We start from the raw sequence: 13,644 nt of genomic DNA, 5'->3' as shown, positions 1-13,644 counted from the left end.
AGAGATAAAACCATGACGTTTTTTCAAAAATATTTTTCTGCTTCAGTACTGCTAATGATGAGCTTAGTGCTTGCAGGCTGCACTTTTTTGTCACCAGCGAACGATACAGATCATCCAATACATCATTCGGAGCATGTTTCTCAGTTCACGCAAAGCAACCAACACATGATGATGCAAATGCATTCAACAGAATTGACTGGAGACGTGGATTACGACTTTGTGACAGGCATGGTTCCACACCATCAAGGGGCGATTGATATGGCGACGCAGTTGCTTGCATCCGCTCAGGTGTCTGACAAGTTGAAGCCTTTGGCCGAAGACGTAGTGGCCGCTCAATCGAGCGAGATCGCCTTTATGCAAGACTGGTTGGTCAGCTATGGAGAAGCGCGACCATCGGCAGACGCAGAGCAAATTAAAGCTGCCTACGCTGCGATTAATGCGACCATGATGGCGGATATGCATGGATTATCCGCCAGTGGCGATGTGAATCGTGACTTTATAGATGGCATGATTCCGCATCATGAGGCCGCGGTGGCCATGGCAAAAGTGCTGCTGCAGTTTAGTCGTGACCCAGCACTCATCAAAATGGCGCAAACGGTGATCAGCGAACAAACTCGTGAAATTAACGTAATGCGACAGTATTAAGCCAAAAACCCTACCGATCCAATGATCGGTAGGGTTTTCGTTCTGTGCTCTAAGCTGCTTTTTTACTTGATTTTTACTCATGATTTGTAACAGACGTGTTACAAAATCTCGGTATAATGTCTACTTATTATTTCGCTAACTTTATGGCTATGGGCTGCGAATCGAATAGTGGAATGGGAAGAGATAGGTAGCGAGTATATCGAGGAAAGAAGATGTTAAGATTTTTTAAAATCACTAATGGATTGATTCAAGAGATTTCCAAAGAAGATGAGAATTTTGCCACGCTGCAAAAGGAGGCCAATTGGATCGATGCGGCAGAACCTGATGACGATGAGCGATTGCAGCTGAAGGACTTATTAAGAACAGATCTTCCTGAGTCTGATGACGTTGAAGAGATTGAAGCGTCTGCTCGTTGTTTTGTTGATCAAGCGGGCATTCATGTTCACTCGCTATTTTTGAATCAAACGGAAGGTCGTCATAAGACGTCCACTGTCGCTTGTATTTTGCAGCAAGATAGGCTGATTACCATTCGTGAAACAGAATTGGCTGACTTTAGGTTGTTGCGTATGCGTGCGCGCCGAGGCCAAATCATTGTCGATTCAGCGGCACATTTATTGGTTACCTTGCTTGAGAATAAAGTAGAGAACCACGCCGATACGCTAGAAGACTCTCATCGTCAGTTGGAAGGCGTCAGTCATTTAGTGCTTGAAGATGACGAAACCGAATTGGATACGATTATTGAGAAGCTAGCGCGACTGGAAGACAGTAATGGAAAAATTCGTCTTTGTTTGATGGATACGCAACGTAATATTTCTTTTCTACTACGACATTTACCGAATCGCCAAGACTATTCAGAAACACTGCGCGAGGTGATGCGTGACGTTGAAACCTTGATGTCCCATACCACGTTTTTGTTCGATAAAATCAACTTCCTGATGGATTCGACGCAAGGTTTTATTAACATCGAACAGAACAAAATCATCAAGATTTTCTCGATTGCTTCCGTGGTATTTTTGCCGCCAACATTGGTGGCTAGCATTTATGGGATGAACTTTAATATTATGCCCGAGCTTGGCTGGGATTTTGGTTATCCTGCTGCGTTAGGCTTGATGGTGTTTTCAGCTTTTGCGCCTTATTGGTATTTTAAACATCGTGGTTGGCTCTAGCGCAACGGCCTTCGCTGTATTTATCACGCATAATCATGGTGAACATCCATGATTATGCGCCTTTCTTGAATGATCAGACTTTTTCCCTCTGTTAAGACGCCTTGAGCAGCATCTATTTTTTGTATTTGGCAATTACATATTGAAAATGCGGTTGAGAATGACTACCATTTGTTCAATATGTTTTATTCAGCGGAGAGTCTTGTGGAAAATTCAATACAGCAGAAAATAATCGATTTTTTGCAGGTCGGTGGGCCTGTCGTGTGGATTCTGATGGTGTTTTCTATCGTGGCTCTGACCATCGTTTTTTTGAAGCTTTGGCAGCTATCATCATTGCGTGCTGAAAGTCTCAAAACAACCAATGTGGCTTTGGATGCTTGGCGTAATCAAGGCGCGGAAAGTGCCCTTGAAAAGTTAGATGAAAAACGCCCGATTGATGCGCTTGTTGGTTATACCATGCGTGCCTTGTTAGCGGCGAACACCAGCGCCGATTTGATTCGTGAAGAAGTGGAGCGTCGAGCGATGAATCGACTCAGTCAGCTTCGTTCTTATCTACGTCCATTGGAAATCATTGCTACCTTGAGCCCATTGTTAGGGTTACTTGGTACGGTGTTGGGTATGATTACCGCTTTCCAGCAAATGGAAGGGGCGGGGAATCAAGTGGATCCTTCTGTGTTATCTGGCGGTATTTGGCAGGCACTGTTAACGACTGCTGTGGGTTTGGCGGTGGCGATTCCTGTGGTGACATTACAAAGCTGGTTGGAGCGCAAGGTTGAGCGCATTGCTCACAACATGAACGATGCCGTGACTCAGGTTTTCACTAGCAAAGAAGCGAAGCATTTGGTGGCAAAAGCCACCAAAGAGATGCTGCATGCCGCTTAATCTTTCCCAACCTAAACGTAAGAATGCCATTAGCTTAACGCCACTGATCGATGTGGTGTTCATTCTTTTGCTGTTTTTTATGTTGACCTCGAGCTTTGTGCCTTGGCGTATTGTGGATACGCCTTTGTCTATGACGCCTGACACACAAAAGCCAGTAGAAGAAAAAGACAATCTTATTCTTACCTTGAAGCAAAACGATGATCAGGTTTGGGTGGAGGGGCAAGCGGTTAGTTTTTCCGATCAATCTCGCTTGCAGACACTTGTGGCAGACCATAATGGTGGCATTTTTGTCATCAAGGCGGAAGAGGGCGTTACCTTGCAGACCTTGATGCATCTTGCCGACCGTCTGAAGCTTAATGGTGCAAAAACCGTATCCATTGCGAATGCTTTTGCCATGCCGGAGACGAAATGAAAATAGGCGAAAAATACGCCGCAAGAAACGCCGCCAATGATGACAACATGGTGCCGTTGATCAACGTGGTGTTTTTGATGTTGGTGTTCTTTATGGTGGCGGGTCAAATTCAAAAAGCCGATCCTATCGCTGTGATGCCGCCCCATTCTATCAATGACAATCGAGCGGTAACCGACCCCAGTATTGAAATCGTGTTAGGCACAGATGGCAGTTTGTATGTCGATGATAAGTTATTTGTGATCGATGATGTGCAAGTGTATTTGGAGCAGCAATTTGCTTCAGCACCGGACAAAGAAGCTTTTTGGGTACAAATTAAAGCCGATGGTGGTATTTCATTAGAGAAGTTACGTCCGGTGTTTAATCAAGTTCGGCTAGCAGGATTGACTAAGGTGAGTTTGGCAACACAATTAGAGCGAGGAAAAGAATGATTTCCACGCGACACTGGGTGATTGCAGGTAGTTTAGCAATATCACTTCACGCCGGGGCTTTTTATGCGGTTTTCTATAGTCCGACTGAGGGCAGCCAGGCGGCGGGCTCTCAAGGAATTGAGTTCGACCTTGGTATGCTAGGGGATCTTGGTGCGGCGGCACAAACAACCGCTGCGCAAGAAGAAGTCAAAGAAACCGAAGACGTTATAGAAGAGCCTATTGAAGAGGTTCAGCAAGAAGTCGAGCCTGAAGTCATAAAAGAACCGGAAGTGGTCGAAGAGCCTGTTGTTGAACCTGAGCCAGAAATCATTGAAGAGCCTGTGGTAGAACCTGAAGTGATTCAGGAACCAGAGCCTGTTGTGGTCAAGCAAAAGTCGCCAATTGAAGTCAAAAAGCCAGAGCCTAAGCCGGAACCAAAACCAGAGCCTAAGCCAGAACTAAAACCAGAGCCTAAGCCGGAACCAAAACCTAAACCAAAACCAAAACCAAAACCAAAACCAAAACCAAAACCAAAACCAAAACCAAAACCTAAACCAAAACCGCAGTCTGAATCGAACAAACAAGAGCAATCTGTGGTGAAGGCCGCTTCTCCACAAGTAGCCCCACCTTCTATGGCGAACCGAAAGGCCACAACAGGAACTGGTAATGCGGCGAGTAGTGGTGGTAACCCAGGCGCTAAGGCGAGTTATTTTACTGAGCTAAAATCGGTACTGGCACAAAATAAACGCTACCCAAGGGCGTCGCGTCGCCGTAATGAAGAGGGTGTGGTTTCTTTATCGTTCGTGGCCCATGCTGATGGTTCGGTGTCTGATGTGATGATTACAGAAAGCTCAGGGCATAAGCGTTTGGACAATGCCGTATTGGATATGATTAAACGTTCAACGCCCTTGCCTAAATTTCCTAAAGATATGACGGAAACCGAACTCAAGATAAACCTTCCCGTTTCCTTTAAATTAAGTGATCTTATGTGATGGTTTTTAGTGAACCCTAGATAAATGCAAAACGCCGTACTGGTTGATGACAGTACGGCGTTTTGTTATCAAAAGGATGTGCTTATTTAGCAATCAACTTTTCGGGCATCGGATTCTTCGGCAGCAGTAACCAAACCTTGCCAAAGTGTTTTAGCTGACCCGCATGGAAGTGGGCTTCTTCGCCTATGCCCTGATACCAATCAATATGTCCCGGTCCTTTGATCGCACCTCCTTTATCTTGTGCTAACAGTAGACGAAAATCATGCCCTATCAAGTTGCCATAATGGTCTAGTTTAGGGACTTGAGCCAATAAAATGGACCCAAGCGGGATGACATTTGGGTCCACCGCCGCAGAATAAAGCGGAGTTAATGGCACGTTTGCGGCGCCAACAGGGTTTTGTGGACCTTCACTGAAAAACAAATAGCTTGGGTTAGTCGATAAAATCTCCCGATTACGCTCAGGATGGTCGCTTAGCCATTGGCGAATGCTTTGCGCTGAAATATCGGCCCTATCAATCTCACCTTTTTCAATAAGCACTTTTCCTAAACTACGGTAAGCGTGGCCGTTCACACCGCCCCAAGACAAGAGCTTACGTTCGCCATCTTCATATTCAATAACGCCAGAGCCTTGTACATGTAGGAAAAAATTGTCGACCAAGCTTGCGGTGTAAGCGATTTCTAAACCTTGTCCAGCGAGGGCGTTTTCAAAGTCGATTTCTTCACGGGAAGGAAATCTGCCTTCTGCATTTCGTTGTGTCGGCTTACGATAAAGTGGATAACGGTACACGTCATCTGGTTGATGGCGTACTGGCAAAATAGGGACGTAATAGCCGGTGATTTGCACGTTGCCTCTTTTGTCTTGTCCTGCTAACTGGTGAGCTATCAATTTCGGTTGCTGGGTTGGATTGCGCAGCCAGTTGTCTACTTCCTGGGCAACGAGTCTTAAATCCGCGACACTGGTTTGGGTGTTTTCCAGTAGATAATCTTTGTCCTTAATACGATTTAAATATTTGATTTGCTGGGCCAAGCCACTTTGAAAGCTGTTATCTGGATAAGGCAATCCTGGTGGAAGGCTTTCTTGCAGGTATAGGCTGTCACGTTTCAATGCCGTGACGTCTCGACCATTGTTTTCAAAGTCATTGGAGTGGTCAATCTCCGTTAAACTGCAGCTAGCCAGTAAGGTAAATGACGCTAGACAAAGAGGGCGAAGGTTTAAAGAGAGTAATCGAGAAGGTTGAAGAGACTGAAAAAAAGAGGAAAAAGTCATAGGCCTGTTTCTATAAAATGAATCAATGAAGTCATAAAAGGTCGTGTTTTGACCACAAATAATGAACGAGGTTCATCTTGAATTTTTATAGAAATGAAAGCAATCACAGAAAGTGAGCTTTACACTTAAAAGACGGGTTTTGTTCTGCTGGGGAACCTTTAAAACATAAGGTACTCATAGGCTTGTCTTAGACCGATAAAGATATCTTGGTCGCCGCCTCGATCCGGGTGGTGTTTTTGAGCCAACTTTCGATATTGTTGTTTAATGGTCGCTTTGGTTGGATTAGTGCTGTCGATTTGCAGTGTTTTAAGGGCTGAATCTCGGTTACCCGGTAAACTAATGCCTTTATAGAAACTGTTAAGAAGACGAGAGACCTCATCGGCATCGGTTTTTTCGTACTCACTCCAATCTAAATAGTAGGCCGCCAGTTTTGCGTCCACACTGTCGCTTAACGTGGTATTCTGCGAGAGATTGATTTGTGTGGCACTGAGTAACTGAATGCGCATCGCATTGATGCTAAGGGTTAAGCTTTCCTCTTGCCAGAGGCTACTTTGCAGTTGATATAACGCATTCATGATAAGAAAGTGTTGGCGAAAAAGTTGCAAGTTCGCATCGTCGGCCAACTGACGAAATTCTGGTAACTGATCTTTCAGTGTCTTGAGAATATCAAATTCACTGATGCCGCTAGGGTGCGTTTTTAAAATCGCGAGAATCGGACCAACTAAGGGATTTTTCATATTAAGCTCTTATTGGTTTAGTGTTATTTCATACAGTGTATGTGATGACAGTAAAAAGGGTCAAAGTTGAGCGGAATATTTTTTGTTAACTTGGGTAGTAGAAAGACTTATTGATGTTGTGGATTATCGGAATTGTCATCGCACTTTTACTCTTGGTTGGACCAAGTGCTTGGGTAAAATACACCTTGAAGCGCTATTCTACCGAGCGTAGCGATTTGCCTGGAACGGGCGGAGAACTGGCAACGCACTTGGTGAAACGCTTTGAGCTTTATGAGGTCAAAGTGGAAGCAACACAAGAAGGTCATGACCATTTTGATTTTGCTCAACACGTTGTTCGCCTAAGTCCCAGTGTATTAAACGGTCGTTCGCTCACTGCTGTTGCGGTAGCGGCCCACGAAATCGGCCACGCTATTGCTCACGAGAAGAAACAAAAAATCTCCCATCTGAGTACACGCTACTTGCCTCTAGCGCACATGGCGAGACGCATCACTGCAGGGTTATTATTAGGCTGGCCAGCTATCACGCTGTTGCTGCATTTGCCTTACGCTGTGCCGCTTCACGCGTTGGTGGTTGGGTTATCTGGCCTGTTGGCCGTATTAGTGCAAGTTGCCATTTTACCCGAAGAATGGGACGCCAGTTTCAATAAAGCTTTACCCATACTGGCCGAAGGCAACTACATCCCACAGGAAGACCTACCCAAAGTGAAGAAGATCCTCACGGCCTGCGCCATGACCTACGTCGCCGCCGCTTTGATTAAAGTACTCTTCGTGTGGCGATGGTTTAAGCGTTAGCACTTTGTTCAATTGTAAGGCCGTGCCTCTTTAGGTGCGCTTCAATTCAGCTATATATTTTACATAACTTGACTGTGCTAAGTGATCAACGATTATTAGATGTAAGAAGACGTGATAGTGGCATTCGTGAAATATTATTAAGCTGCTTGTGCGGCGAACTAGTAGGACGATATGAAAGCTAATATTCATAGCAATCAATTGAAAAGACGTTGGAGCAATAGTACAAGAGGTGCTTTTTTTGAACAGAAATAAAGTAATTATTAGTATATTGAGGGTTTTGTGTACTACAATGAGTCATACCTTGCTAGAAAGTAGACATTAAAAATACTGTTTATAAGTACAGTTAGTGCAAAGCCTCCATTGAATATGGAGGCTTTTGTTCATCTGGTATTCGAACTAACACCACTACATGTAGTGATTTTTTATAAACATAGCACTACATGTAGTATTAAAAAGGATTGGTGATATGAATAATCATAATTTAAGAGCTATGCAACAAACTATTTGTGAGCAAAGCGTTGCACTGTATTCTGAAGTAAATTTTCCTATCTCACAGCTAAGTCATTCATTTTTTCAGCAAGAAAAAATGTCTATTTCTGTGTCAAATGAAACTACGCCAAAAACAGTCCCTTTAGTTAGCGGAAATACGACCGTTTCTACTTCCATTTAAAAGTACAGTGTCTGACAAGAAAAAAGCCTTGTTTATACAGGGCTTTTTTATGGAGAAAATTCTTGCCTTGCCTTAATGATATACTTAATGAAATCAATGCTTTAAATGTAACGCAGCCAAATGCAGTGGATGTGGTTCGAAAAGCAAAAATTAAAAAACTTAATGAGTACACCGAAAGGAATGTAATTTGTTACTACTCTGGATGGTTAAGTGTAGAGGGTAAGCCTGTACCTAATTTATCTATTGATGATATGGATAAAAATGGCTTTATGAATACAATTGAAGGACTTGATTGTTCTTTAGGCCTAGATTTAATTTTACATACTCCAGGTGGATCTATAACAGCAGCAGAGTCGTTGGTATACTATTTGAGAGCAAAGTTTGGAAAGGATATTCGTGTAATAGTTCCACAGATGGCTATGTCTGCAGGCACGATGATCGCATGTAGTGCCAAAGAGATCATAATGGGACATCAGTCCTGTATAGGACCGTTCGATCCATTTGTTAAGGGCGTTTCGGCTTTTGCTGTGTTTGAGGAATTTAAAAGAGCCACTGAAGAAATTCAAACACATCCTCATACCTTGCCATTATGGCAAGTTATGATACAAAAATATCCGCCTGCTTTTTTGGAAGAATGTGAAAAGGCTATTGAGTTAGCTACAAGTATCGTTCCTAAATGGTTGAGCTCATCTATGTTGTCAGACCAAGAGCCAGCAGATCAAGATGCAAATATTAAATCAATAATGGAAAATTTGAATAATCCTGGACAGACTAAAGAGCATTCTAGGCATATTCATGCGGACAAAGCGATATCATTGGGATTAAATGTCGTTATGATGGAAAGTGATCAGAACCTTCAAGATTTGGTTCTTAGTTTACATCACGCCTATATGGCTACTTTTTTGAACACAAATACCGCAAAAATCATTGAATCACATCATGATAGATCTTTAATTTTGAAATACGCCTAGTAATTAAAAAATATGCTAAACCGCTACCAGGTGGTTTAGCATATTTTAGATTGTAAGTATGTGGATATCTTTAATTATTCGAATTATTTTTTTTTAAAAATAGCATTGAATTAATTGTGCTTTAATCAGCTTATTTTGTTTAAGGATCTGCCCCCTTTATAAGTCGGTTCTACAAAATCAATAAACAACTGTCACAAAAAAGGCATGAACTTCGCATAAAATCGTCCTACTATGAAAGCTGACTTTTTGGTTAATCTTTTTTAATGCGCAAGATGTTTGTATGAATGGAGTTTTTGCATGACGTTTGTTGTTCCTAAAGGCGCGACGCTTTTCGCGTCTTCTTTGTTGTTTGCTGCGATGGCGCAAGCCTCGACCATTGATCTGCGAGTCATGGAAACTACCGATATTCACATGAATTTGGTGGATTACGATTACTACGGTGATAAGCAAAGTGACGCGGTTGGTTTGTCCCGTGTGGCGACGTTGATTAAAGCGGCCCGTGCAGAGGTTGCAAACTCTGTGCTGGTGGATAATGGTGACTTATTACAGGGCACGCCGCTGGGCGATTATGTGGCAAAAGGTCGTGTGCTGCGCTTTGGTGAGACACACCCAGCGTTTAAAGCGATGAATTTAATGGGTTACGATGTGGGCAACATTGGTAACCATGAATTCAATTACGGCTTAGACTTTTTAATGAAAAGTTTAAGCGGTGCCAATTTTCCTTATATTAACTCGAATGTCTACGTGGACGATGGCGACAACGATGCGTCTAACGACCAGCCGTACTTCCAGCCTTATATTATCAAAGACAAAACTTTCGTTGATTCTGATGGCAAAAAACAAACAGTCAAAATCGGTTACATTGGTTTTGTGCCACCGCAAATAATGTCTTGGGATAAAGACAATTTAACTCATAAAGTCATCGCCAAAGACATCATTGAAACCGCCAATAAGTACGTGCCGGAAATGAAAGCCAAGGGTGCGGATGTGATCATCGCGATTCCGCACAGTGGCATGATGAATTCACCTTATTTAAAAGGCGAAGAAAACGCCTCTTATCATTTGGCAAAAGTCGATGGTATCGACGCGATCTTGTTTGGTCACTCCCATCGGATTTTCCCTGGCGATAAAGCCTTTGATGCCTTTGACGGTGTGAACAGTGAAAAAGGGACGGTGTTTGGTAAGCCTGCCACCATGCCGGGTTTTTGGGGTTCTCACCTTGGGGTGATTGATTTAACACTTGAGCCTGCGGGTAATGGTTGGCAAGTCGCCGATGGTAAAGCGGAAGTGCGTGCTATTGCACGTCGTGAAGGCCGCGACACGGTGGCTTTAGTCGCAGCGGATGAAAGTATTAATGACGCGGTGAAAACCGAGCACGAAGGCACGTTAGCCTATATGCGCCGCAAAGTGGGTGAATCTACCGCCGACATCAATAGCTTCTTTGCACTGGTACAAGATGATCCTTCTATTCAGATCGTGAACAATGCGCAGATTTGGTATGTGGAAAATATTGTTCGTGGCACCTCTTATGAAGGCTTGCCTATTTTGTCTGCGGCAGCGCCTTTTAAAGCCGGTGGTCGTGGTGGCCCAGAGTATTACACCGATGTGCCAAAAGGCGACATAGCCCTGAAAAACGTTAGCGATTTGTATATTTATCCGAACGATTTAAAGGTGGTGAAATTAACGGGTGCGCAAGTCGTTGAGTGGTTAGAAGTCGCAGCGGGGCAGTTTAACCAAATTGATGTGACGTCTACTCAGCCTCAAGAATTGGTGAATCCGTCTTTCCCAACCTATAACTTCGATGTCATTGATGGCATTTCCTATCGTATCGATGTGACACAACCGGCTCGTTACAACGGTGATGGGGACGTGGTGAATAAGGATGCGCATCGTATCACCCAAGTCATGTTTAATGGCGAGCCTTTGAACGTGACCGATGAGTTCTTAGTAGCGACCAATAATTACCGTGCGGGCGGTGGTGGTCATTTTCCAAACCTCAATGGCGAGACTATCGTGATTGATGCGCCAGATAAAAATCGTGATGTGGTGGCGAATTATTTGTTGAGCCAGACGGTTATCAACCCTGCTGCGGATGGGAACTGGTCATTCACCGATTTTGGTAAAGCGAAGGTCTTGTTTACGACGACGCCAAAAGCAAAAGAGGTGGCCAGTAACAACATGACGTATCAGTCTTTAGACGACAATGGTTTTGCTGTGTTCCAAATGAAATAGCTATGCGGCAATCGTCTACAAATCTACACTTGGTTTTTCTCTAGAGAGAGCGTTAAATGCTTACATGGAAGTAAGCGTTTGACATTATATACGTTACTTTGGACCAAGGTGTGAAATGACGTTCAGGATTGTTTGGCCTGTATCGATAGCTATACGTACACAGCAAAATTGTGTGAATTGTTACCTAACCGTAATGGAATTGACTTATGACGTTTAAAAAGAAAATACTGGCGATTCTACTCTTGGTGGGTTTTCTTCCGGTTTTAATTTCCTCGGCAGTAGCGGTTTATTTCTCATCAGATGCTTTAATCAAAATGGGTAATAATCAATTAATGTCGTTAAGAGAAACCAAAAAGCAGTCTATTGCGGCGTATCTTGACACCTTATCAAATGGACTGTCTTTGTTAGCGGAAAACCCCTCTGTCGTGCGCATGTTGCCTATTTTGGAAAATACCTATAATCGACTCAAAGCCATTCCTGTTGATGACAATAAATTCAATCAGTTGAACCGTTTTTATCAAACAGAATTCGCCTCAAGGTTGCCAGAAAACGAGACGGCGAGCTTTCAACCTGGCTCTCTAACGTCTCAGCTGTCGCCCGCTGCGATTGCTTTGCAATATGCTTATATAGCGAATAACCCTCATTCTGTAGGGGAGAAAGATAAGGCACTAACATCCAGCGATATTCCAGCTTACGACGGTTTCCATCAAAGTATTCACCCCTATTTGCAAAAAGTGCAGCAAGAGTTTGGTTTCTATGATGTGTTTTTGGTGTCGTTAGACGGTGATGTTATTTACACCGTGTTTAAAGAGGTGGATTTTGGCTCCTCGTTAAAAACCGGTCCCTTTAAAAACTCTGGTCTTGCTACGGCTTATCAAAAGGCGTTGTCATCGGACGGTGTCACATTTACCGACTTTTCTTTGTATTTGCCGTCTTACCAAGCACCAGCAGGCTTTTTATCAACACCTGTTTACCGAGAAGGAAAGCAGATAGGGATTGTGATCGCACAATTTCCAATTGATGCTTTGAATCAGATCATGTCACAGAATATTGGCCTGAGTTCTACAGGTGAAACCTATTTAATGGGTGAGGATGGAAAGATGCGTTCAGATTCTATCCTTGATCCAGAATCTCACTCTGTTCTGGCGTCGTTTCGTTATCCAGAGCGAGGCCGAGTTGATACCCTTGCTTTGACCGAAGGTAGTCAAGGTATTTCAAATACGCAGCTTATCAAAAACTATAAGGGCGACGCGGTATTGTCTTCTTATGCGCCATTTGAATATAAGGACTTAAAATGGATTTTGACGGCAGAAATGAGTGAAGCGGAAGCGTTAGCCAGTGTGAACAAGCTCAATTATGCGTTTCTCATATTGGCGATTGTTATCGGTATCTGTGTGGTGTTTATCGCTTTGTGGGTAGCCAGAGCGGTATTGGCCCCGCTTGGAGCAGAGCCTAAAGAGATGCAAAAAATTGCTGAGAAAATTGCCGCTGGTGATCTATCTGTTCACTTTAGTGATACGGCGTCAGCCTCTAGTGTGTATGGTGCCATGCGAGCGATGTCGAATAACCTCAATGAGTTGATTCAACAGGTAAAAAATAGCGCCGTATCCCAATCGGCTGCTTCTCGTGAACTCGCTACTATCTCTGAGAAGGCCAGTGCTAACGTACAGTCTCAGCACACGAGTACTACAGAAATTGGTAACTCAATGCAGCAGATGGCGATTTCTGTGACCGACGTGGCGCGTAATATTCAAGACGCAGCAGGCGCGGCCGAAGACGCCAAACAGCGTGTTAGTGAGAGTCAAACCGAGCTATTAAACGCTGTGAAAGATATGGCTCAAGTGTCTGATGAGGTGCAACGTGCGCGAGTAACGGTCGATACGCTAAACCAACGCACAGAGGCTATTTCCAAAGTAGTCACTACGATCCAAGGGATTTCTGATCAGACCAATTTATTGGCATTAAATGCCGCGATTGAAGCCGCTCGTGCCGGTGAATCTGGCCGTGGTTTTGCGGTGGTCGCCGATGAAGTCCGCGGCTTGGCGTCCAACACTCAAAAAGAAACAGAGCAGATTGCGGACATCATTCGCAGTTTACAAACGGAAGCATTAACCGCTCAAAAGATGCTGCATTCCTGTGTGGATTACGTACAAAAAGTATCGGGTGCCGCCACTCATACAGCACAGTCGCTTGAGGACGCGGTTCACTATGTCGATAACGTCAGTAATATGATGGAGCAAATCGCCAGCGCTTCGGAAGAGCAAGGCGTAGTCGCCAATGAGATAAGCGGGAATGTTGAAATTGTCACCAAAGCCTCTTCTCAGAATGAGAAGACCATCGCTGAAATATCAAAATCGAGTGATGATATGGCAAAACTATCGGCGAATCTTGAGCGTATTATTAGCCGCTTTAAGCTTGGTTGAGTAAGGCTTTGTTTTTTAAGTCAGCTAAAAAGTCCATAAGAAAAGCCAAGTT

General features: G+C 43.7%; 13 protein-coding genes. 11 read left to right on the top strand and 2 right to left on the bottom strand.

Annotated features, from left to right (window positions below):
• Positions 1 to 12: 12 nt before the first annotated feature.
• The 6 genes from DK187_RS17990 to DK187_RS17965 all read left to right on the top strand — a co-directional run bounded on the left by DK187_RS17990 (position 13) and on the right by DK187_RS17965 (position 4,501).
• Positions 13 to 645, top strand: a complete 633-nt coding sequence (locus DK187_RS17990) for a DUF305 domain-containing protein (protein WP_111608710.1) — start codon at positions 13 to 15, stop codon at positions 643 to 645.
• Between the two features lie 212 nt (positions 646 to 857).
• Positions 858 to 1,811 (top strand): magnesium/cobalt transporter CorA, encoded by a 954-nt coding sequence (corA, locus tag DK187_RS17985; protein WP_111608709.1) that lies wholly within the window; start codon positions 858 to 860, stop codon positions 1,809 to 1,811.
• A gap of 201 nt (positions 1,812 to 2,012) precedes the next feature.
• Entirely contained in the window at positions 2,013 to 2,690 is a 678-nt protein-coding gene (locus DK187_RS17980; protein ID WP_204355653.1) for a MotA/TolQ/ExbB proton channel family protein, read from the top strand.
• Positions 2,680 to 3,102 carry an ExbD/TolR family protein gene (locus tag DK187_RS17975; protein WP_111608707.1) on the top strand — a complete coding sequence of 141 codons (423 nt, stop codon included), beginning with the start codon at positions 2,680 to 2,682 and terminating at the stop codon, positions 3,100 to 3,102. The genes DK187_RS17980 and DK187_RS17975 overlap by 11 nt, the downstream gene beginning before the upstream one ends.
• The gene (locus DK187_RS17970) at positions 3,099 to 3,530 is read left to right on the top strand and encodes an ExbD/TolR family protein (protein ID WP_111608706.1); all 432 of its coding nucleotides are present in this window, start codon (positions 3,099 to 3,101) and stop codon (positions 3,528 to 3,530) included. The genes DK187_RS17975 and DK187_RS17970 overlap by 4 nt, the downstream gene beginning before the upstream one ends.
• Entirely contained in the window at positions 3,527 to 4,501 is a 975-nt protein-coding gene (locus DK187_RS17965) for an energy transducer TonB (protein ID WP_111608705.1), read from the top strand. The genes DK187_RS17970 and DK187_RS17965 overlap by 4 nt, the downstream gene beginning before the upstream one ends.
• Positions 4,502 to 4,583: 82 nt before the next feature.
• Here DK187_RS17965 and mltA read toward each other — a convergent pair whose 3' ends face one another.
• Together mltA and DK187_RS17955 are read right to left on the bottom strand one after the other, a co-directional pair.
• Entirely contained in the window at positions 4,584 to 5,768 is a 1,185-nt protein-coding gene (gene mltA, locus DK187_RS17960; RefSeq protein ID WP_111608704.1) for a murein transglycosylase A, read from the bottom strand.
• Positions 5,769 to 5,926: 158 nt separating this feature from the next.
• Positions 5,927 to 6,505 (bottom strand): DNA-J related domain-containing protein, encoded by a 579-nt coding sequence (locus DK187_RS17955; RefSeq protein ID WP_111608703.1) that lies wholly within the window; start codon positions 6,503 to 6,505, stop codon positions 5,927 to 5,929.
• A gap of 113 nt (positions 6,506 to 6,618) precedes the next feature.
• Between DK187_RS17955 and DK187_RS17950 the strand changes: the two genes are divergently transcribed.
• From DK187_RS17950 to DK187_RS17930, 5 genes are all read left to right on the top strand, one after another.
• Complete coding sequence (locus tag DK187_RS17950; protein ID WP_111608702.1) at positions 6,619 to 7,296, top strand: zinc metallopeptidase; 678 nt, start codon at positions 6,619 to 6,621, stop codon at positions 7,294 to 7,296.
• Positions 7,297 to 7,762: 466 nt separating this feature from the next.
• Entirely contained in the window at positions 7,763 to 7,966 is a 204-nt protein-coding gene (locus DK187_RS17945; protein WP_111608701.1) for a hypothetical protein, read from the top strand.
• Positions 7,967 to 8,028: 62 nt separating this feature from the next.
• A complete protein-coding gene (locus DK187_RS17940) occupies positions 8,029 to 8,937 on the top strand; it encodes an SDH family Clp fold serine proteinase (RefSeq protein WP_111608700.1) in 909 nt (302 codons plus the stop codon).
• A gap of 297 nt (positions 8,938 to 9,234) precedes the next feature.
• On the top strand, positions 9,235 to 11,169 hold the full coding sequence (locus tag DK187_RS17935; RefSeq protein ID WP_111608699.1) for a bifunctional 2',3'-cyclic-nucleotide 2'-phosphodiesterase/3'-nucleotidase: 1,935 nt from the start codon (positions 9,235 to 9,237) through the stop codon (positions 11,167 to 11,169).
• 206 nt (positions 11,170 to 11,375) lie between these two features.
• The gene (locus tag DK187_RS17930) at positions 11,376 to 13,592 is read left to right on the top strand and encodes a methyl-accepting chemotaxis protein (protein WP_111608698.1); all 2,217 of its coding nucleotides are present in this window, start codon (positions 11,376 to 11,378) and stop codon (positions 13,590 to 13,592) included.
• Positions 13,593 to 13,644 lie beyond the last annotated feature (52 nt).

Source organism: Marinomonas arctica (genome assembly GCF_003259225.1).
GTDB classification, from domain to species: Bacteria; Pseudomonadota; Gammaproteobacteria; order Pseudomonadales; family Marinomonadaceae; genus Marinomonas; species Marinomonas arctica.
The sequence above is the reverse complement of the archived record's forward strand: the minus strand, read 5'-3'. Positions and strand labels throughout refer to the sequence as shown.

Bases quoted from the DNA above. Each gene is read 5' to 3' on its own strand.
- DK187_RS17990 (WP_111608710.1), top strand. From the start codon at position 13: ATGACGTTTTTTCAAAAATATTTTTCTGCTTCAGTACTGCTAATGATG.
- corA (WP_111608709.1), top strand. From the start codon at position 858: ATGTTAAGATTTTTTAAAATCACTAATGGATTGATTCAAGAGATTTCC.
- DK187_RS17975 (WP_111608707.1), top strand. From the start codon at position 2,680: ATGCCGCTTAATCTTTCCCAACCTAAACGTAAGAATGCCATTAGCTTA.
- DK187_RS17970 (WP_111608706.1), top strand. From the start codon at position 3,099: ATGAAAATAGGCGAAAAATACGCCGCAAGAAACGCCGCCAATGATGAC.
- DK187_RS17965 (WP_111608705.1), top strand. From the start codon at position 3,527: ATGATTTCCACGCGACACTGGGTGATTGCAGGTAGTTTAGCAATATCA.
- mltA (WP_111608704.1), bottom strand. From the start codon at position 5,768: ATGACTTTTTCCTCTTTTTTTCAGTCTCTTCAACCTTCTCGATTACTC.
- DK187_RS17955 (WP_111608703.1), bottom strand. From the start codon at position 6,505: ATGAAAAATCCCTTAGTTGGTCCGATTCTCGCGATTTTAAAAACGCAC.
- DK187_RS17950 (WP_111608702.1), top strand. From the start codon at position 6,619: ATGTTGTGGATTATCGGAATTGTCATCGCACTTTTACTCTTGGTTGGA.
- DK187_RS17945 (WP_111608701.1), top strand. From the start codon at position 7,763: ATGAATAATCATAATTTAAGAGCTATGCAACAAACTATTTGTGAGCAA.
- DK187_RS17935 (WP_111608699.1), top strand. From the start codon at position 9,235: ATGACGTTTGTTGTTCCTAAAGGCGCGACGCTTTTCGCGTCTTCTTTG.
- DK187_RS17930 (WP_111608698.1), top strand. From the start codon at position 11,376: ATGACGTTTAAAAAGAAAATACTGGCGATTCTACTCTTGGTGGGTTTT.